General features: G+C 36.6%; 20 protein-coding genes, 1 pseudogene and 1 riboswitch. Of the genes and pseudogenes, 10 read left to right on the plus strand and 11 right to left on the minus strand.

Translation table 11 applies throughout. From position 1 onward, the window contains the following. Positions 1-429: 429 nt before the first annotated feature. The 5 genes from C7437_RS08220 to C7437_RS08240 all read right to left on the minus strand — a co-directional run bounded on the left by C7437_RS08220 (position 430) and on the right by C7437_RS08240 (position 3419). A complete protein-coding gene (locus C7437_RS08220; protein ID WP_111439194.1) occupies positions 430-999 on the minus strand; it encodes a manganese catalase family protein in 570 nt (189 codons plus the stop codon). Positions 1000-1014: 15 nt separating this feature from the next. Next, on the minus strand, positions 1015-1281 hold the full coding sequence (locus C7437_RS08225; protein ID WP_111439195.1) for a spore coat protein CotJB: 267 nt from the start codon (positions 1279-1281) through the stop codon (positions 1015-1017). Continuing rightward, positions 1278-1496 carry a spore coat associated protein CotJA gene (locus C7437_RS08230; protein ID WP_111439196.1) on the minus strand — a complete coding sequence of 73 codons (219 nt, stop codon included), beginning with the start codon at positions 1494-1496 and terminating at the stop codon, positions 1278-1280. The genes C7437_RS08225 and C7437_RS08230 overlap by 4 nt, the downstream gene beginning before the upstream one ends. An 86-nt stretch (positions 1497-1582) precedes the next feature. Continuing rightward, positions 1583-2467, minus strand: a complete 885-nt coding sequence (locus tag C7437_RS08235; RefSeq protein ID WP_111439197.1) for a DMT family transporter — start codon at positions 2465-2467, stop codon at positions 1583-1585. Positions 2468-2513: 46 nt separating this feature from the next. Next, positions 2514-3419: an AEC family transporter gene (locus C7437_RS08240; protein ID WP_111439198.1), complete on the minus strand. Its 906-nt coding sequence runs from the start codon at positions 3417-3419 to the stop codon at positions 2514-2516. Between the two features lie 172 nt (positions 3420-3591). Between C7437_RS08240 and C7437_RS08245 the strand changes: the two genes are divergently transcribed. The 3 genes from C7437_RS08245 to C7437_RS08255 all read left to right on the plus strand — a co-directional run bounded on the left by C7437_RS08245 (position 3592) and on the right by C7437_RS08255 (position 5976). Then, the gene (locus C7437_RS08245) at positions 3592-4737 is read left to right on the plus strand and encodes a M20 peptidase aminoacylase family protein (protein WP_111439199.1); all 1146 of its coding nucleotides are present in this window, start codon (positions 3592-3594) and stop codon (positions 4735-4737) included. A 146-nt stretch (positions 4738-4883) separates the two neighbouring features. Then, the gene (locus C7437_RS08250; RefSeq protein ID WP_111439200.1) at positions 4884-5315 is read left to right on the plus strand and encodes a MarR family winged helix-turn-helix transcriptional regulator; all 432 of its coding nucleotides are present in this window, start codon (positions 4884-4886) and stop codon (positions 5313-5315) included. 64 nt (positions 5316-5379) lie between these two features. Then, on the plus strand, positions 5380-5976 hold the full coding sequence (locus tag C7437_RS08255) for a flavin reductase family protein (RefSeq protein ID WP_111439201.1): 597 nt from the start codon (positions 5380-5382) through the stop codon (positions 5974-5976). Between the two features lie 77 nt (positions 5977-6053). Here the strand turns inward: C7437_RS08255 and metC are convergent, their stop codons facing one another. From metC to C7437_RS08280, 4 genes are all read right to left on the minus strand, one after another. Continuing rightward, on the minus strand, positions 6054-7223 hold the full coding sequence (gene metC / locus C7437_RS08260) for a cystathionine beta-lyase (protein ID WP_111439202.1): 1170 nt from the start codon (positions 7221-7223) through the stop codon (positions 6054-6056). Beyond that, positions 7220-8341, minus strand: a complete 1122-nt coding sequence (locus C7437_RS08265; RefSeq protein WP_111439203.1) for a methionine biosynthesis PLP-dependent protein — start codon at positions 8339-8341, stop codon at positions 7220-7222. Before C7437_RS08265 ends, metC begins: the two co-directional genes overlap by 4 nt. Before the next feature lie 78 nt (positions 8342-8419). After that, positions 8420-8526: riboswitch (SAM riboswitch) on the minus strand. Positions 8527-8629: 103 nt separating this feature from the next. Then, positions 8630-8830: a C4-dicarboxylate ABC transporter gene (locus C7437_RS08270; RefSeq protein WP_111439204.1), complete on the minus strand. Its 201-nt coding sequence runs from the start codon at positions 8828-8830 to the stop codon at positions 8630-8632. A gap of 1191 nt (positions 8831-10021) precedes the next feature. Next, a complete protein-coding gene (locus tag C7437_RS08280) occupies positions 10022-11113 on the minus strand; it encodes a CotH kinase family protein (protein WP_111439206.1) in 1092 nt (363 codons plus the stop codon). Between the two features lie 233 nt (positions 11114-11346). On the opposite strand from C7437_RS08280, the gene C7437_RS17460 reads away from it, so the two are divergent. The 5 genes from C7437_RS17460 (at position 11347) to C7437_RS08295 (ending at position 15660) form a co-directional block, all read left to right on the plus strand. Further along, entirely contained in the window at positions 11347-11709 is a 363-nt protein-coding gene (locus C7437_RS17460; RefSeq protein WP_425450562.1) for a CotG/ExsB N-terminal domain-containing protein, read from the plus strand. 981 nt (positions 11710-12690) lie between these two features. Beyond that, on the plus strand, positions 12691-13071 hold the full coding sequence (locus C7437_RS08285; RefSeq protein WP_111439207.1) for a YmaF family protein: 381 nt from the start codon (positions 12691-12693) through the stop codon (positions 13069-13071). A gap of 1150 nt (positions 13072-14221) precedes the next feature. Then, positions 14222-14662: a terpene synthase gene (locus tag C7437_RS08290; protein ID WP_111439208.1), complete on the plus strand. Its 441-nt coding sequence runs from the start codon at positions 14222-14224 to the stop codon at positions 14660-14662. Between the two features lie 149 nt (positions 14663-14811). Further along, a complete protein-coding gene (locus C7437_RS16950) occupies positions 14812-14985 on the plus strand; it encodes a hypothetical protein (protein WP_170122344.1) in 174 nt (57 codons plus the stop codon). 162 nt (positions 14986-15147) lie between these two features. Next, positions 15148-15660 (plus strand): hypothetical protein, encoded by a 513-nt coding sequence (locus C7437_RS08295; RefSeq protein ID WP_146249619.1) that lies wholly within the window; start codon positions 15148-15150, stop codon positions 15658-15660. Positions 15661-15811: 151 nt separating this feature from the next. Here the strand turns inward: C7437_RS08295 and C7437_RS08300 are convergent. Continuing rightward, positions 15812-16048: pseudogene (locus tag C7437_RS08300) on the minus strand (IS1595-like element ISSpps1 family transposase); the annotation flags it as partial. Between the two features lie 295 nt (positions 16049-16343). Continuing rightward, positions 16344-17144 (minus strand): TIGR00266 family protein, encoded by an 801-nt coding sequence (locus tag C7437_RS08305; RefSeq protein WP_111439210.1) that lies wholly within the window; start codon positions 17142-17144, stop codon positions 16344-16346. Between the two features lie 171 nt (positions 17145-17315). Here C7437_RS08305 and C7437_RS08310 point away from each other — a divergent pair, with 171 nt between their 5' ends. Then, positions 17316-18794, plus strand: coding sequence for an aldehyde dehydrogenase family protein (locus C7437_RS08310; RefSeq protein WP_111439211.1), 1479 nt, complete (start codon positions 17316-17318; stop codon positions 18792-18794). A gap of 23 nt (positions 18795-18817) precedes the next feature. After that, a complete protein-coding gene (locus tag C7437_RS08315) occupies positions 18818-19972 on the plus strand; it encodes a saccharopine dehydrogenase family protein (RefSeq protein WP_111439212.1) in 1155 nt (384 codons plus the stop codon). Positions 19973-20365: the final 393 nt, after the last annotated feature.

Here is a 20365-nt window from a genome sequence, read left to right on the forward strand (position 1 = left end):
ATCCGTAAATAAGTGCAAAAAGGGAATTTTGTTCTATATTTACACTTATTTTAAATTATGTCGTATGTCAGTTTTGCTCATTTACTGTTTTCGCGTTTATCTTGTTACCAAAAATTTTTCTCCAAAGCGAACTAGCAATGTCCATGTAAAAAAAGGGAGCTTGCGCTATTCATGAGAGATAAGAAAGTATATAGAATTTCTGCATAATATGTCTAGCTACAGCGCCTGTGCTCCTGCGCGAAGCTCGTCGCAGAAGATCGTTGCACCTCGAGGTCAAATGGGGAATCACTGCGGTGGCTGAAGAGCTGCCTCGGGCCCGCACGAAGCGGGTCATGTCTGCTTTGCCACAGGATGTGGCGGCCTTTGCAGATCAGCCTATATTCCCCATTTGCCTGTCGGGGCAGTAATAGGCGCTTGCGCTTTTCTCATTTAGAAAATCTTTTTACGATCTCTTTCATCTTTTAATAACTCAACTGCTTCTCGGAACCTTAGGGAGTGGATATTTTCTCTTTCTCTTAAAAAGCGTAGGGAATCATTAATAGCAGGATCATCGGAGACGTCGATTAACCATTGATAAGTGGCGCGTGCTTTCTCTTCGGCAGCTATATCCTCGTATAAATCAGCAATTGGATCACCTTTTGATTGAATATAAGTTGCCGTAAAGGGAACGCCCGCTGCATTTGCATAGAATAGCGAGTGACCATGGTTAACAAAATGTGCACCCAGTCCTGCTTCTTCTAATTGTTCAGGCGTAGCGTCTTTTGTTAATTTATAAATCATCGTGGCAAGCATTTCAAGATGAGAAAATTCTTCTGTTGAAATATCTGTGAGTAACCCAATTACTTTATCAGGAACAGTATAACGCTGATTCATATACCGTAAAGCAGCAGCAAGCTCACCATCTGCTCCACCATATTGTTCCATTAAATATTTTGCAAGTGTTGGGTTACACGTACTCACTTCTACTGGGTAGAGCAATTTCTTTTCATAAACCCACATTGAATTTCCCCCTTTTCATCTTTGCCATGGCCAAGGTGGTGAATTCCATTGCCACCCTACCTCAATTGCTTGTTTGGAAGGGACAGATGTTAGGGAAAGTGGTCCGTATATAGTCTCGTATTGTCTGCGTACTCTAGCAGCTTCTTTGATTGCGTCTCTCCACTGTTTGCGTGCTTCTTCGTCATTAGGGTGTGTATCTGTGTACAAAGTAAGTTCAACTACGACAAAATCCATTTGCTGCACCTTTTTGAGTAAAACCCATTCAGCTTCAGAGGTGCTCATGAAATTCCCTCCTCTCGGTAATAGCCATCTACAAATGCTGGCCAAAGGGATCCTTGTTTTAGTGCTTCCGCTGGTGAATTTTGTGGTAGTCCAGGTGGTTGGAAATTCGTAAAAATCTGAGGCGGTAATACAAACTTTTTCACTAGTATTGGGGGGCAGGGATCACGTGGTGAAACATAAGGCTTAAAATTTCCTCGAAATAGTGGACGATCCAAATTAAATCACTCCTTCAATCTATCTATATGAAGAAGTGATTTCATTCATGTCATTTGGAGAACTACAATAATAAAAAGATAGACAATTATCCCTTTCTACTAGTAAGGTAAACACCGAATACGGCGAATACCCCTCCTATAACTTGAAATGGCTCTATGGATTCTCCGATGAATAGCACAGCGAAGAACGTTGCAAACACAGGTATTAAATTTAAGTAGATGCCAGCTTTATTTGCCCCAATTTTCACTACCCCCGTATTCCAAGAAATGAAAGCTACTATAGACGCGAAAATCCCAGTATAGAAAATAGCGAAGATGGATTTGGCAGTCCAAATGACTTTGATAGCAGGATTCAGTGTTTCATATATAAAGAAGGGGAAGAGAATGATGATTCCCATGAAGATACTTACTAGAAATGTAGCATGACCTGGAAGTTTCTCTGCATATTGTTTAACTAAAAATGAATAAAAACTCCAACAAATAACAGCAGCAACAACCAGAATATCCCCTCTATTAAAAGAAAAATGAAGTAAGGTTTCAAGAGAACCTTTGGAAATTATGAAAAATAAACCAACTAAAGAAATAAGCGTCCCGAGTCGTTGGTTTTTACTTAGTCTCTCTTTTAAAAAGATAAAAGATATTATATAAATTAGGATCGGTGTAGATGTATTTACTAAGGATGCATTGATGGATGTAGTATAGTGTAAAGCTAAGTAAAGAAGTGCAGTAAATCCTACGACCCCAGTGAGAGACATGGCCAAGACAATTGGCCAATATTTAAGTATTTGTTTCCACTCTTTTTTCAAAGGTGTCCAAACGATTGGTAAGAAGATGACGAATGCTAAGCACCATCGTAAAAAAGCAAATGTAAAAGGTGGTAATTGATCAGCGACTGCACGTCCATATACGAAATTCCCACCCCATAATATAGTAGCGACTAGTAATAACGCTATAGGAGGAACTTTATTCATTACAAAAAACCTTCTCTCTAATTCATCAAAATATTATTTTTGAAAACTAAACTCCGACAAGAAATAATACGATTGGAATGGTTATAATACTGATTAATGTGGTAACGAGTGTTGTAAATGAAACGAGATCTGGTTCCGTACCGAATTGAAGCGCTAATAATGTAGTATTGGCAGCTGTTGGCATTGCTGCTTGTATGATAATTACCGTTTTGATCAAATCATTAAGTGGCATAAAATAAACGACTAGAGCTGCAATGGCTGGTGATACAATCATTCGAATAATAGTTACTGCTGAAACATAACGATAAGCTACTCTCTTTCTTGTAATAACAGCAAGTTGCATACCGAGTACAAGCATCACGGTGGGAATAGATGCATCTGCAACCAAATCAACGCCTGCCATAATAGCGGATGGAACATTTACTCCTGTTAGTTGTAGAATTATTCCCAAAAAAGCTGCATAAGCTAGTGGCATACGAAGGACCTTTTGCAAAGATTCTTTCCATGTAGCTGTTTCTTCTCCCCCTAAAGAGGCAAAAAAGATTCCTAATGTATTGATAAACAGGCCGTGTAGAACCATGATTACAACAGCATAGTCAAATCCAGCAGCACCTAATGCAAAAAGAACTACTGGTGCACCGTAATTTCCACTGTTTGGAAAAACAGCTCCAAGAATGATAGCAGAAAATTGTGGACGAGTTGCTTTCATAGTAAAAGCAGTTAGACATGTAATACCTAAAAGAGAGAAAGTAAGTATTAAAGAAGCTAACACAATGTAAAAGTAATCAATTGTTAGTTCATTCGTATAAAATGTCCGAAAAGCTAGAAAAGGAGACATTAAATAGAGAGCCGCACTGGAAATGGATTTAATATCAAACCCTATCAACCTTTGCCCCAAAAAACCAATGAAAAATATAAGAAAGACGGGTAAAATAATTAATATTAACTCCATAAAATTCACTCCAAATTTTGTAAGTGACTAAAAAGACACATTTTCTATTTGCTTAATTGTATCAGATAAGAGAAACAATGAAACTACTAATGGGAAAGTTCTGAACAATAGAAAATTTCCGGCAAAATTGTTAAACTAAACCTACTAGCTATTTAGGAAAGAAGGAATTGTAATGATAGAAACAGATAAACAACTTTTTGAGAAATTAGTATCTTACCGAAGAGAACTACATGAAAACCCAGAACTATCTTTAAAGGAACTTGAAACAACTAAAAGAATTCGTAGATGGTTAGAAGATGCAGGAATTACCATTCTTAATTATCCTTTAGAAGTAGGAATTATTGCAGAAGTAAAAGGGGATCTTCCTGGTCCAACAATTGCTTTAAGAGCTGACATTGATGCTTTACCTATAGTAGAACAGACAGATGTGCCATTTGTTTCAAAAAATGAAGGTGTAATGCATGCGTGTGGTCACGATTTCCATACATCTTCTATCATAGGATCAGCTATTCTATTACAGGAAAGAAAAGCTGAACTAAAAGGAACTGTAAGAATCATTTTTCAACCAGCCGAGGAAGTAGCACAAGGCGCTAAGTTGATTGGAGAAGCTGGTGCTTTAAAAGGCGTGGAAGCTATTTTTGGTATGCACAACAAACCAGATCTACCGGTAGGAACAATTGGATTGCGTGACGGGGCATTAATGGCAAGTGTTGATCGATTCGAAATAGATATTATTGGCGTAGGTGGACATGCAGGAATACCTAATAACAGTATTGATCCAGTTGTCATTGCTAGCCAAGTAGTTCTTGGATTACAAACAATCGTCAGTAGAAATTTAAGTGCATTTGATAATGTAGTCATCAGTGTAACTCGATTACAAGCAGGGAATACTTGGAACGTTATTCCGGAAAAAGCAGAGTTGGAAGGTACAGTTCGTACGTTTCAAACGGAAGCAAGGGAGTTAATTCCATCATTAATGCAGCGAACGGCAGAAGGAATTGCAAGTGCATTTGGAGCGAAAGCAGATTTTCGATGGTTTAGTTATATCCCAGTTGTTGAAAATGATAGCAGGTTCAACAAAGTAGCATCTGAAACTGCAGAGGAACTAGGGTTCGATATAGTTGAAGCTGAAAAAAGCCCAGCTGGTGAAGACTTTGCTTTCTATCAAACGACGATTCCTGGTTACTTTGTTTGGATGGGAGTGGATGGTCCACAAGAATGGCATCATCCATCGTTCGATTTACAAGAGGATGCATTGCTAGTTGCTTCTAAATACTTTGCTGCATTAAGTGTAAAAGTATTAAACGAATGGCAATAATAAATTCCAACCTTTTACTGGACATATTGTCTAGTAAAAGGTTTTTTTCTAGTATCTATTTGTTTGACACATGAAAAATATTGGGTTACAATACTTTTAATTCAAGATAAATAAATTCAAAGTAAAATTTAAAGGGAGGTGCTAGTATGAGTGAGAATTTATCCTTAAAATCATTTGTTGTATTGTTGAAAGCATCAAAAGCTGTGCAAGATAGAACAAAGAAGGATATAAGCAATTATGGTATGCACACTTCGGAATTTACAGTGTTAGAAGCTTTATATAGTAATGGAAAACAAACAATTCGCCAGATCACAGATGCTGTACTCATTAATTCGGGGTCCATTACTTACGTCATTGATAAATTAGAAGTAAAAGGTTTATTGGAAAGAAAAGATTGTAAAGAAGACCGCCGAGTAGTGCATATTCACATTACAGATAAAGGGAAACAATTTATGGATGAAATATTTCCGAAACATCAACTAGTTATTGAAGACATTTTTTCTGATATTATGGAGGAAGAAAAGAAAGTATTAATTAACTTATTAAAACGAGTTGGCAAACAAACATCTACAAAATAAAGTTAAGTGATTCATTATTTCCAATTAACATAAGAAACTTCGACCAATAAAAGGAGGAATTCCATTGCTGTCTTTTGATCCAAAAGAGAATACAGAACGAGAAAATTACAAATTATTAATCGGTAGTATTATTCCTAGACCAATTGCTTTTGTTACAAGTGTAGCGGAAGATGGAACAGTCAATGGAGCGCCATTTAGTTACTTTAATATCGTTTCATCTAATCCTCCGATGATTTCTATATCGGTTCAAAGAAAAAATGGAATACGAAAAGATACAGCGCGAAATATTTTTGAAAAGAAAGAATTTGTTGTCCACATTGTGGATAACGAGAATGTGGATAAGATTAATAGTACTGCCGCTTCAATGGCACCGGATGAAAGTGAAGTTGAAAAAGTGAATTTTACACTCGTTCCGAGCAAATGTATTTCTGTTCCAGGAATTAAAGAATCGAAAGTTCGATTTGAATGTACGCTTGAAAAGCTGATTGAATTGGGCGAAGGGACCGACCTAATAATTGGTAAAATAGAACATTTCCATGTGGATGAAACTATTTATGAAAATGGAAGAATTAATCATGAAATCCTGGGTGCAGTTAGCCGTTTAGCAGGCACTAATTATGCGGAAATTGGGGAAGTATTTTCTTTAGAAAGACCGGAATAACGAAAAAAGCTCATTCCATTAGGGATGAGCTTTTTTCACATGTTACGGACGTAAAAAATTCCTGCGTGATGTGCTTTTTATACTTCTTGCGCTATTTTTAAAGCTTGTTCAAAATCTGCAAGTAAGTCATCTACATGTTCTAGTCCTACTGAGAAGCGAAGTAGGCCGTCAGTGATGCCGCGTTTTTCACGTTCTTCTTTCGGCATAGATCCATGTGACATGGTAGTAGGATAGGAAAGAATTGATTCCACTCCTCCAAGGCTTACTGCGAATACAGGGATTTTCATGCTTTCAACGAATGCTTTAGTTGTTGCTCTATTTGGTAAACGGAATGAAAGTACTGCACCAGCACTTGTGGATTGTTTTGCATGGATCTCATGACCAGGATGAGTAGGTAATCCTGGATAAAATACTTCTTCTACTAACGGATGTTTCACTAAATAATCAACAATTTTTTGAGCAGCTTCCGTGGACTTTTCAAAACGAATGCCCATTGTTTTTATATTTTGAATTAACGTATATGAATCTTGTGCACCTAAAACTGCGCCAAATGAATTTTGAATGAATCCTAATCTCTTGCCAAGTTCTTCGTCTTTTGTGACAGCAAGTCCAGCAACGATGTCACTATGGCCTGACAAGAATTTAGTAGCACTATGTAAGACCATATCTACACCAAGTTCTAATGGACGTTGGTGAAGTGGTGTCATAAACGTGTTGTCTAGGAAAGTAAGGCAATCATTTGTTTTAGCAATTTCTACGATACTTGCAATATCTGTAATTCCTAATCTAGGATTAGATGGAGTTTCGATATAAATTAGTTTTGTATTTGGTTTAATTGCATTTTTTACTTCTTCTAAATTAGATAAATCCACAAATGTATGTTCAATTGCAAAACGTGGTAATATTTCTGTTACAAATCGGAAAGTACCGCCGTAAACATCTTCTGTGATGATAATATGATCTCCAGCAGATAATAACATGAAGGCAGAAGTAATAGATGCGATACCAGTAGCGAAGGCAAAGCCTCTTGTTCCACCTTCTAACTCTGCAATTGTTTTTTCTAATGCATCTCGTGTTGGATTACCAGATCGACTGTAATCATATGGTCCAAAACTATCGAAACTTTCTTGATGGAAAGTAGACGATAAGTAAATCGGCACGTTTACTGCACCTGTTTTTTGTTCGTAATCGCCTCTAGTAGAAGCAAGTATTAAACTAGTTTCTAAACGTTCATTCGGGAAACTCATTGGCCATTCTCCTCATTTTTTAAACTTTCGAATACTTGTTTTAAGTCTTCGATTAGATCTTCTGCTTCTTCTACTCCAACTGAAAAACGTAGCAAGCTATTATCTACACCTCGTGCAGAACGTTCTGCTTCCGGAATTTCAGCATGTGTTTGTGTAGCTGGATACGTGATGAAACTTTCAACTCCACCAAGACTTTCAGCGAAAATTATTAAGTTCAGGTTTTGAAGGAAAGGACCGACCCACTCGCTTTTTTGTAAACGGAAAGAAAGCATACCGCCTTTTCCAGGATAAAGGACATCTTTTACTGCAGATTCATTTTCAAGGAATTTCGCAATTTCCTTCGCATTAGCCTCATGTTGCTTCATACGTAAATGAAGTGTCTTCAATCCGCGGATTAATAACCATGAATCGAACGGAGAAAGGACTGCCCCAGCTGCATTGTGGTTAATAAGTAATTGTGCACTTATTGTTTCTCCTTTTGTTACAACTAAACCTGCAAGTACATCGTTATGGCCACCAATATATTTAGTACCACTGTGCATAACAATATCTGCACCAAGCTCAATTGGACGTTGGAAATAAGGAGTTAAAAATGTATTATCCACAATTAGAAGTAAATTATGTTCTTTTGATAAGCTAGCGTATTTTTCAATATCTATTTCTTGCATTAAAGGATTTGTAGGAGTTTCTAAAAATATTGCTTTCGTATTTTCTGTGATTAATGCTGCCACTTCTTCTACAGAGTCGAATTTGGCATATTTTGTACGAATATTATAAGAATCCGCGTATTGATTGAATAAACGATATGTACCACCATAAAGATCCTCTGGAGCAATAATTTCATCGCCGGTACGGAACAGGGAAAGGATCAACTGGATTGCAGCCATACCCGAACTACAGGCAAAACCTGCATCGCCACCTTCAAGTTTAGCAATGCCTTCTTCTAAAATAGCTCTAGTAGGATTTTTCGTACGAGTGTAATCATAACCTGTAGATTGTCCTAATCCTTCATGTTTATAGGCTGTTGATAAGTAAATTGGTGTACTAACAGCACCTGTTTTTGGGTCACTAAGGTTCCCTAATTGAACTAATTGCGTGTCTAAAATTTTCTTTGACATGATTATCCGTCCTCTACGATTAGTATATAAAAAAGGATCCTCTATAAGAAGAGAATCCTCAAGTAACTGAAGTCAATCTTCTTATCTTCAAGACTATCAGAGTCTTTTGGAGTTAGCACCACACCTAGAACCGGCTGGTTGCTGAGACATCTTTGGGCCAATCCCTCCGTCTCTCTTGATAAGAATAAAATATATAATTTTCAAAATCTTTAATTCAGATAAGTTTATCATGCTATGTTTATTTTTTCAAGGGATGTATTATATACTGAAATATGTTTAGTCCAACTGCTAATAAAAGGGAAGCAATAGAACAATTGCAGCCAAGAAAATTGCTATCCACGCAATTGTTTTATGTGGAAATACTAGCGCAATAATTCCTAAAATAAGAGCACCGCCAGCAAGCCAATAAGAATAAGGCTCGTAAAAATATCCTGCAATCGCTAAGAAAATAGCGATCCAACCAATCCAAATACCAGAAACAGCTTTCATGATAATAACCTCCTCCCTTAATTGATAGAACAATGTTAAATTGATTGTTCCTATAAATTAATATATGTAGGAGGGGGAGAGGATTAATAGTCAATTTGAAGGTATTTGAATCAGAAAGCAGAAAAATTATTTGCTATGAGATCAAATAAATATTTTGTGAGCATAGTGATTAGGTGTTTTTGAATACTATTCTTTTAGGTTCGCTTTGGACAGTTTATTTAGCTGACACTTTTACTGAAAAGAAAAGGCTATGTTAAAGGAAAAGGTTGATTTATAGTAAAATGGTATGGTGACACCTACTCTACATCTTATTAAATTCAACTCAACTCAACTGGATATTTATGTTAAAATAAGAACGAGATTGTGAAATGTTACACTTAAACAAACGCAGCAGGTTAGTTAAAATTTAAAGCTACTTAGAAATTATTATATCGCTAAAATGTGTAATCAATTTAAGCCTTTTACAAAATAAAAAGCCCAGTGGTATGTAATTACCAAAAGGCTTTCTAGATTTTAGTATAGGGTAGGAGTAGGATAACAGGCAACAGCATCTATAAATCTTGGATCAATTCCGTAGAATTGCCAGAAGGTACCATTCCATCTATATCCAGATACTTCACCATATTCCACGCGAGTGGGGTAAAACCAGAATTGGTCCCCATTTCTAAGCCATACATAAGTGTTTTGGTATACACAGTCAATGATATAGGATATTGAAGGTTTTGGTGGTATGAAAGGCGGGGGAGGAGATTGCGGTGCCATTGTTCCCTCGGGCTGGAAAAATCCCATATGATTTCACTCCTTTAAATTGGTTCTTAACATTATATGTTGAAAAGAAGTAAAAGGACTTTTTAACTGGACTAAAAAAAATTAAACGTTGTGAAGTAATGTATTTAAACTTTGGTTCTTTAGGTAAAGATCACGGGGTTGCCATATACAGCTCTTTTTTATTATTGAACTAACGCGGCATTTAGTTGAAGAAAGGAAGCTAAAATGACTTCACTATTACACGGGATAATCTTCGTGTAACTCGCTTAGCTGATGAACTATAACTAAAATAAAAAGACCACATAAGAAGAACACCACTTAAACGATTTTACTATATTTACAGTACAGATAATTTGTGCTAATTCAAGCGACAAGAACCCCCTTACCATATGGAAAGGGGGTTTTGTAAGATGATGCAACAACTTAATCTAATGAATCTAATTTCCCTCTTATATATTTCGCCCGTGCTTCAATAAAATCCAATATATACTCTGGTTCCTTATCAAATAAATGGATATCGTCTTTTTTATAAGGATCTTTTTGAATATAAGGTCTTATTAAATCATGCATACCCTGTATTCTCGGTTTCAAATAGTCTACATTAAATTGGTTTTTTAAAATAACTTCTAGCAAGTTTTTGTATTGACGTCGAAATGTTTTTACGTCGAGAATTCTTGCGGTAAGCGTATTAAATCCTTCGATTCGTAAATAGTCTTCCTCCATTACTTTCCCGTTTACATCCCTTCCCCATGTTGCATCGTAATCCCACGGGATGACTTCGAATAGCCTAGTTTCGCTATTCTGGTATAATGCGTAATTATGAACAAAACCATCAAAATTTTGGGTGAAAACAACGCCAGCCAACCATCTAAGATATTGATCAACATTGAGGTATTTCACAATTTCATTTTCAAATTCAGCTTTTGAAATGGTATTAATTTCAATAATCATTTTTTGCAAGTGAAATTCATCTTGTTCTGTCCCATATTTTAGTTCATAGCCAACCTTTAGTGATTTCTTTACTTCTTTATCAAGATCACTCATCAACGAAAAGTTAGCGTCGCCATCAACCGCATAGAATATTGGTCCTTGCGGTAGTTGTCGATTCTTAAGGAAATGCTCATCCACGGATTCTAATTCCAAATAAAGCCCCTCATTTTTCCCATTCAATTTCAAACTTACAAATTGGGACTTTGGTGATAAGCACCCTATTTCATTGAAAAAATCGAACGATAGTTTATTTCTTAATAAAGAAGGATCTTTATATTCTGCGTTGATATGAATTTCTTTGGTATTTCTATACGTACTTGGCTTATTAAACGAAATGTGATACGACTTCTTTCGAAAATCCCGGATATGGGAGCCACGATAGGCGATATCAATATCATACTTTCTTTTGTTAATCGTTAGCTTGGCAGAGATAGGATCGTCACACCATATATCTTTCCGAAGTTCACTTAAATCTAAAGGATGAATAAAAAGCTGATATTCAGGTATTATTATGCCGTTATCCACGCGAATTCTTTCCTTTCATTTTTAAATTATTCGTATAAAACAAAAATGTAAGATTCACAAAAAGATATAGAGTTTATATTTTACTTTTGAAAACTATGCGATTGTCTCTAACATCTTTAGTAGCCCCTCATATATTACGATAAGGGAAAGAAAAGTGCAGAGGCATGGGTTTGATTCTTTTTGAAAAAGGAATCTACCTTCTTTCTCTAATAAAGATGAAAGGAGGTTTGAATATGTCACTTATACAGAATGCAGTAGAAATGGCTAACAACTCAGGGTTAGGTCACTTCATGCACCAGGATCCTATTAGTAACGAACGATGCACGAGCAGGAGACGTCGAACTTCTCGGAACCAGCGACGTACGAGCAGGGTACGTCAAACTTCTCGAAACCAGCGACGCACGAGCAGGGTACGTCAAACTTCTCGAAACCAGCGACGCACGAGCAGAGTACGTCGAACTTCTCGAAACCAGCGATGCACGAGCAGAGTACGTCGAACTTCTCGAAACCAGCGACGCACGAGTAGGGTACGTCGAACTTCTCGAAACCAACGACGCAAGAGCGGTAACTCCTTTTGGAATGATTTATTATTTTAAAAGCTTCAGGCGATTTTTCGCTATCTGAAGAGTATGTCACTTAATGTTATTCAATGGACTATTGAGTGCGTCTGTAGATAAAGTTAACTAGTTCTTACTAGTTAACTTTATCTGTGTTATTCCTATCGAAGTCCAAGGTTGAAAGAAAAGTGAAAGGTCAGCTGGGGGTGGGTTCCGTCTGATCCTTTCTTTTATGTATATTCTTCTGGATGAATTGTTATCGTTGTGTATTACATAGTATCTATCAGAAGTGTTTAAATTACTGTAGCCTATCCACTTTTCTCGTTCAAACCAGAAATTTAAAAAGGGATTCCTTGAACGGCGTGAACCGTCACGGGATCCTCCTATTCCTTTTTATCTAGGAAAACCGGGAAACCTTTCGTTTTCAAAACGAGGAAAAAATTGGGGTCTAAAACCGGGAAACATTTGATGTCCTACATTAAAATGCATTGGATTTAACACTTTTTATCTCCCTTCTTAGGGTATAGTAAAGGATATGTTTAATTAATGAAGAGGCTTAGACTAAGACCCATATTTGAGATCTTTGCATGGAACGATTTTGGATTGTTCCGCAAATCGCCACCTATACAACTACTCTCCAATTGGCATCTAGAACCAAGTATTCATTACCGTGTCTGTTGTTATGTAAACTAAAAATGTATGCGATTTCGATTGTAGTTGAAAATTCTTCCTGAACTAAGGGGCAGCATTCCTAAAAGCACACTAATCCGTGCCAAAAGAGAAGTAACTAAAGGGTTGCTTTAGTTTAAGAATCGGCTGCCTTTACATGGCAGCTTTTTCTTATTGAGTAATGGAGTTAAATACTTCCGTGAAGAGTGATTATGTAAACTAAGGATGAATAGGATATACATCCGTTGATTATTTTGTTTTGAGAAAGCCCTTGGATTTTTATTAACATAAATTAGATTAACTTTGAATAGTATGTATCGTAAGCTTTAATAAAAAGGAGGAATTTTCTTTATGAGTTCAAAACACGAACACGACAAAGATAAAGGAAAGAGTAATTTTGATGATAAACAAAAGCTGGAACAAGAAGGACAGACACATGTGCATGAATTTGTAGCCAGCACTAAGTTAGCTGAAGAAGGTGATGATAGACATAATCATCGTTTTGCAGGGGTTACAAGTGAAGTGATTCCTAGGGGGAATAGTCATGTACATGTACTATTAACGAATACCGACTTTTTAGATCATCATCATGAAGTCGGAATAGAAACAGGTCCTGCTATTAATGTTGGTGATGGCAAACATGTACATTTTGTCAAAGGCAGCACTACACTAGATGATGGGCATGTCCATCAGCTTGTATTCGCTACATTAATTCAAAAGCCTCTTGTATAAATTGTGAGTACATGAAGTAATTAGGTCTTATAAATAATATTCTATCACTGACAGATTTAAATATTTCAATGAAAAACCAATACAATATAAAGTTGGGAAATTGAGAAATACACACGCAAGATGGCCGATTCGGAACGATTTTACTTTATTTACAGCACAAATAATTGCGTGCTAATTCTAGCGACAAGACCCCCCCTTACCATTTGGTAAGGGGGGGTCTTAAGATCTACTCGACGCAGGGGAAGCCTTTCAGAGCGTTACCTCTAGAAGGGGTTGTTTGTCTTGATCAACTGCCGTGAACGGGTGTTATGTAAACTAAGTATGTATAAAAAATGTATGGGACTTCGAAGTGAATTGAAATTTCTTGTTTAACTAACGACGCAGGTGTGCGGCCGAGCCTAGGTCGTATCATATAGCGGGTGGGATTCCCGTCGAGAAAGAACTAGCCATTCACTCGTAGCGAGTCTTGGAGGGCTACTGGTAACATTAGCCTTTAAGCGTAGACAGTTAGGTGGCGGGTCGAAAGCCAACTGGTTGAAGGGATTGAGCTCCATAATGTTAGTAAATCGAGAGGGCTGATGCCTTACTTGCGGCAGAAAGCTACATTTTATCCATCGTTTAAGGCAAGAAGGATAAAACCTCTCTGGAGTCAGAGACCTTGGCACGTCACACATGGATATGATACGGCAACTCGGGAGACCCTACTGGTCTTTTCTTCTTAGAAGAGTATGGTGTACAAGCGATAATAAGCAAGGAAACCAAATGCCGTTGTAGGGAGTCGGATAGCAGCGTAGTACCAATGAAGTTGGGTAATGCCGATGGAGGAAAGGCTGCTACCAAGTCATCACCCTTACTAGGGACACATTTACTACACTCAGTGGTAGGGATAACAAATGGAAACAAAACTAGTAAGGATAGCAGAATTAGCAATAAATTTTCTACAAGAAGAGCTATATTTTGTGAATGATGATTTGGAGGAGCCGTGTGCGTAAATAGCGCAAGCACGGTTCTGTGAGGTTCCCTTCTACTCGACTAGTTCAATAAGGAAATGTTTATTTTTTATAGTTTCAGAAGGGTAATTTGTTTAGACTGAAGAATATGTACAGATATCACTGCAGGTCATAAATTCATATTTGGATAGGTGAAAAAAATGATTTCAATTGATAGAAAACTAAGATTACAAGATTTAGAGATTTTTCGTTTCATTAGAGATTATAGGATATTAGCTTATGTTATTATCGAAGATACTAGAGGACCATATACAGAAGAAGACAAAAAGTTAGACCCACTTTGTTTTTTAGACGAAGAAGATCTAAACGAAATTGTTAATGTATTTAAAATTTACCTGCTAACAGATGAACCTTTAGAAAAAGATGATTCGATTATGTTAAGAGAGTTTTTTGGAAATTTAGTCGACATTAGTTCTGTTACAAACTTCATTATTCAAGAATATGTACATAAAGACTTATATGAACATATAGATGATTCTTGGGATTTTAAAACTTATCAAAGAATGTTAGATCTAGTTGGTTCAAAGTATAAAATCCAATCAATTGATGAAAAAAAATGGTTGAATTTATCTCAAGAATAATGTCAATTTAGTTGATACATGGGTTGCTTAGGCAACTCTTTTTTCTTATTGAGCTAACGCCGCATTTAGTTAATATAGGAGCAATGTGTAATCCAAAATATTTTGAGTCGTATTAAACTAAAATGTGAGGGAAATAGGAAGATTAATAAATGGGTAAAACAGTTACGATTTCAGTTAGTACAAAATATGTTAAAGAAACGGTCACTTTACAAGAATTAGGGATTGACGAGAATATGGACGATAAAGCAATAAAAAAAACAGTAGAAGAATATTTCCGAGATTGGCTCTGGAATAACGTTTCTTTTTCTTACATCATAAAGTAATAACGTAAAAGTACGAGCCTACTCTGTAACCAAAAGAGGTATTTACTTCTTCAACTAACGGAGTGCTTAGTTGAAGATTGATGTTAGTACAATATTTTCAAAGTATACGATGTTGAGAAATATGGTGGTGAAACAAACTATTGGATGAGTAGCGGTTATCGTGTGAAAAAGACAGATTTATTCGTTTTTAAAGCAATGCCAATAGAAATCAGACGTGAATTTTTCGGAAATCCTGTATCAGTGAATATCAGTCGTAACCCTATTGATGTAACTTATGATAATGCAGATGCCCTAAGTACTCCTCCTGCAAAACAAAAAATAAATGTCCCTTATGGAGAGATTCTTGGCTTGTGGGGGAGTTGTTGTTTGCAATTCTATCATAATCCTGTAAAAATGGGCGATGGCGATATGTATGAGTTTAATGACTCAACAGATATTAAACTTGTTGAAAGTACAGCAATAGCAGTTCCTCGTGCTCTTTATAAGGTAAAAGAAGATACACTAATTTATGACAACCCGTTTGGAGTTAAAACTGTAAATACCATTTCTGTAGGGAAAGATACTGTAGTGGAAAGTTATTATTATATAATAAACGGCTACGTGCAAATTTTGTCCAATAATCGAAAACAACTCTACTCTTTCATTCCAATGTCGAAATTAGAAAAAGCAAAGTAATTACAAATAATTTGGGGTCTAAAAGTATTACTTATTTAGATATCTGCCAAAAAAATCCTTCTTCAACTAACCTACTTTAGTAAAAAACGGACATCAAAATCCAATGAGCTTGGAGATACATTTCCAGCTCATTTTTATGTACATTTTTTATTTAGAATGCATAGTCTCTCAGTTTTAACTTGTCTACGGTTTCCAATGTTCCATGAACACTTGACAAGATAAGCATTTTTTTTTTGCTTAAATCGCTTTCCATTTTCCTATTGTCGAGGAATTGAAACCACACTAAATTAAGTTGTAAATACTTCGTAGAAACACCATTAAACCGACTTATCCATTTCTTTAAACGGGAATGGTAATTATTAATATTATTGAGGTGGTAGATGCCTTTCTCTACATATTCTTTCTTACTGCCATTCCTCTTTTTAGTCATCGTGTAGCGTCCAACTGTCCGCCGCTCTCCAAAAATAATCCTAATCATTTTGTGAAAGTTTTGGTTAAGAAGAGAGAAGCGACGGACAAACATTTGTAATAGGATGACCGACAAGAGTAATGAGCTATGTGACGCAGTCACGTAGCTCATTACTCTTGTCCTCATTTATCCTATAACCATAAGTTTTGTCCAAAGCGAACCTGCAACTTCTATTTATAAAAGCTGCTACTTGCACTTTTCTTAAAGCATAATTTTATTTTCCACCTAAAAGGTTGAATAACCCTCCAGTAATGCTTCCTTCTCCTTTAGAACCGCCACCAGGAGTTTGTGGAGCAGCTGCGAATACACGACTTGCTAAACGGCTAAATGGTAAAGATTGAACCCAAACAGTACCTGGCCCACGAAGCGTTGCGAAGAATAATCCTTCCCCACCAAATAGCGCTGTTTTCACGCCTGGTACCATTTCTATATTGTAGTCAACATCAGAAGTCATCGCGACTAAACAACCAGTATCTACTTTCAATACTTCGCCATTTTGCAAAGATTTTCTATAAATAGTTCCACCCGCATGAACGAAAGCAAGACCATCACCTTCAAGCTTTTGCATGATAAAACCTTCACCACCGAAGAATCCAGCTCCAAGCTTACGTTGGAATTCAATTCCTACAGAAACACCTTTTGCTGCTGCTAAAAAGGCATCTTTTTGACAGATGATTTTCCCTTTATATTGACTCAGGTCCATTGGAATTATCTTTCCTGGGTAAGGGGAAGCAAATGACACATGTTTTTTTCCGCTACCTACGTTTGTAAAGGTAGTCATGAATAGGCTTTCTCCTGTTAACATTCTTTTACCGGCACCCATTAATTTGCCCATTAAACCCGAAGCGTTACTTGAGCTCGAACCATCACCAAAAATGGTTTCCATTGTAATTCCGTCTTCCATCATCATTAAGCTGCCAGCCTCAGCTACTACGGTTTCTTGTGGGTCTAATTCGATCTCTACAAATTGCATGTCATCCCCGTAAAGTTTGTAATCAATTTCATGATTGTTCATCGTTTAAATTCCTCCTAAATTTATTATTCCTCATCTATACGAAGTACTAGAGGAAAGGTTTCATCTTTAAATAGTTAAATTTTCAGATTTTTAGAGGATTTCATCATAAATTATCGAATTTATACTAGTATACAAATTATTACTAACTAATATACGAAAGAGGTCGATCATATGAAATTAACTAATTTTATAAATGGTAAATGGCAAGATATTGGGGAAGAAAAGTACACATCTGTTTTGAATCCAGCAACAGGTGAAAAGCTAGCTGAAGTTAGGATGTCTTCAAAAATAGATGTCGATATTGCAGTAGAAGCAGCGGTTAAAGCGCAGAAAAAATGGACACTTGTTCCAGCTCCTAAACGAGCAGAATATTTATATGAAATTGGTCGATTAATGAAAGAAAAGAAAGGGCATTTAGCGCAAGTACTTACGAAAGAGATGGGAAAGGTCATTGAAGAAGGCCGTGGGGAAGTGCAAGAAGGAATAGATATGGCCTATTATATGGCTGGGGAAGGCCGACGATTGTTTGGAGACACCACACCATCTGAGCTAGCGGATAAATTTGCGATGAGTGTTCGTGCGCCAATCGGAGTAGTTGGTCTGATCACCCCATGGAATTTTCCGGTTGCGATTGCTACTTGGAAATCATTCCCTGCAATAGTCGCTGGAAATGCATTTATTTGGAAGCCAGCAATGGAAACACCAATGATGGCTTTTGAAATGGCTAAAATTTTTGAAGAAGTAGGATTGCCAGCTGGGGTTGCAAATATAGTGTTTGGAACTGGTTCAGAAGTTGGCACTGCTCTGATAGAACATCCGGATGTAAAAGTTATTTCCTTTACTGGATCAACGGAAACAGGAAGAAAAGTAGCTGAACTTGGTGGAAGACATTTAAAGAAAGTATCGCTTGAAATGGGTGGGAAAAATGCAGTGATTGTTATGGATGATGCGGATCTTTCACTTGCTGTAGAAGGAATTATATGGAGTGCATTTGGAACAGCAGGCCAGCGTTGTACGGCATGCAGTAGAGTCATTGTGCATAAAGATATTAAGAGTAAGTTAGAAGAAATGTTACTCGAACAGATGGAAAAGTTAACAATCGGAAATGGATTAGACGAAATGGTGAAAATTGGGCCTGTTATTAATAAGGCTGCGTTGGAAAAAATTCATTCCTATACGCTAGTGGGTCAACAAGAAGGTGCCAAACTGCTAGTCGGTGGTAAGGTCTTGCAAAATGAGGATCTGGCTCTAGGCAATTACTATGCTCCAACTCTCTTTACAGATGTTTTGCCAAATATGCGAATAGCTCAAGAAGAAATTTTTGGACCAGTTGTTTCACTAATCGAAGTGAGTTCATTAGAGGAAGCAATTGAAGTGAATAATGGTGTCAAATATGGGCTCTCCAGTTCTATATATTCGAAAGATGTCAATAAAGTTTTCCGTGCGCAACGCGATTTAGACACGGGAATAGTTTACGTAAATGCAGGAACTTCAGGTGCTGAAATTCACTTGCCTTTTGGTGGAACAAAAGGAACAGGAAATGGCCACCGTGATTCAGGTGTTGCTGCATTGGATGTGTATACGGAATGGAAAAGTATCTATGTCGACTTTAGTGGGAAATTGCAGCGTGCACAAATAGATACAGAATAGTATGTAAAAAAGGGGATGACAACATGAAAGTCGCAGTATTAGGTGCAGGTCTAATGGGGAAAGAAGTAGCGCGAGATTTAGTGTTAAGTCCAAATGTGGAGAAAGTAATCTTATGTGATTTAGATGTAGGACAAGCAAATTCATTTAAAGCTAAATTACAAAATCCAAAACTAGAAGTCCTTCGTTTAGATGCCAATGATGACGATGAAATTACGGCCATAATAAAGGAAGTAGATGTAGTAATCAATGCAATGTTTTATTCATTTAACGAAAAAATTGCAAAGATTGCTGTGGAAGTAGGGGTACATTCCATTGATTTAGGTGGGCATATTGGTGGGGCGACAGATGCTGTCCTCGCGCTTGACGAGAAAGCAAAGAAGCAAGGCGTTACGCTAATTCCAGATTTAGGAGTAGCACCAGGAATGATAAATATACTGGCAGGTTACGGGGCTAGTAAACTCGATGAGGTTTCAGATATTTTCTTATATGTTGGGGGGATACCTGTAGAACCAGAGGGAGTATTCAAATATAATATCGTTTTCTCATTGGAAGGAGTATTCGATCATTACACAGATCCTTCGCATATTATTCGAAATGGAAAACTTCAGGAAATTGAATCTCTAACAGAAATTGAAACCATTTATTTTGATCAATATGGAGAATTAGAAGTATTTCACACAGCAGGTGGAATATCAACTCTATCTAAATCATTTCCAAATATCGACACACTGGAATACAAAACGATTCGGTATCCAGGGCATGCAGAAAAGTTTAAACTGCTTGTGGATTTAGGTTTGACGGATAAAAAGAACACAGTAAATGTAGACGGAAATAGTATAAAAGTACGTGATGTATTAAGAGAAATGCTAACTCCACAATTACTCCTTGGAGACAAAGAAGATGCAGTGCTACTACGAGTGGTAGTTGGTGGAATCAAAGACGGTGAACGCACTATATTTAGTTATGAAATGGCTACAAAAAAAGATGTCCTTTCTGGAGAAACGGCAATGGCCCGAGCGACTGCTAATACTGTTTCAGTAGTGGCACAAATGATTGGAAACCAGGTTATTACCAAACGTGGGGTATATCCTCCAGAATTAATCGTTCCAGGTGAATTGTATATGAAAGAAATGGCAGCTAGAGGTGTGTTTATAGTAGAAGCGATGGTACAAGGTTAATAAATAGAATCATAAAAAGAAAGAGCAGTTTTTTCAATCTGTTTAGATTGAAAAACTGCTCTTATTATAGATGGTGTAATTTTTTAAAAAAAGAATGAATCAATTTCATAAGTATGTCGTTTTAGTTTTGGTAAACCATTTTTGAACAAGTGGAGCGTAATAATATTGTGAATTTTTGTATTTATGTTAATTCAAAAAAATCATAAAATACTATATTCATATGTGCTTTAATACAGTCCCCCAGCTGGCTGAAAGGTTGTAAAATTAGTTAAAGATGTTATATTATTAATAAACTATTATTTTAAATACTTGTTTTAAAAATTTATAAAGAAACTTTTAGTATGCCAAATTGCTACTATATATAACTCTTTCTTCACATCAAACTGAAGAAAG

The organism is Psychrobacillus insolitus (assembly GCF_003254155.1).
Lineage (GTDB): Bacteria > Bacillota > Bacilli > Bacillales_A > Planococcaceae > Psychrobacillus > Psychrobacillus insolitus.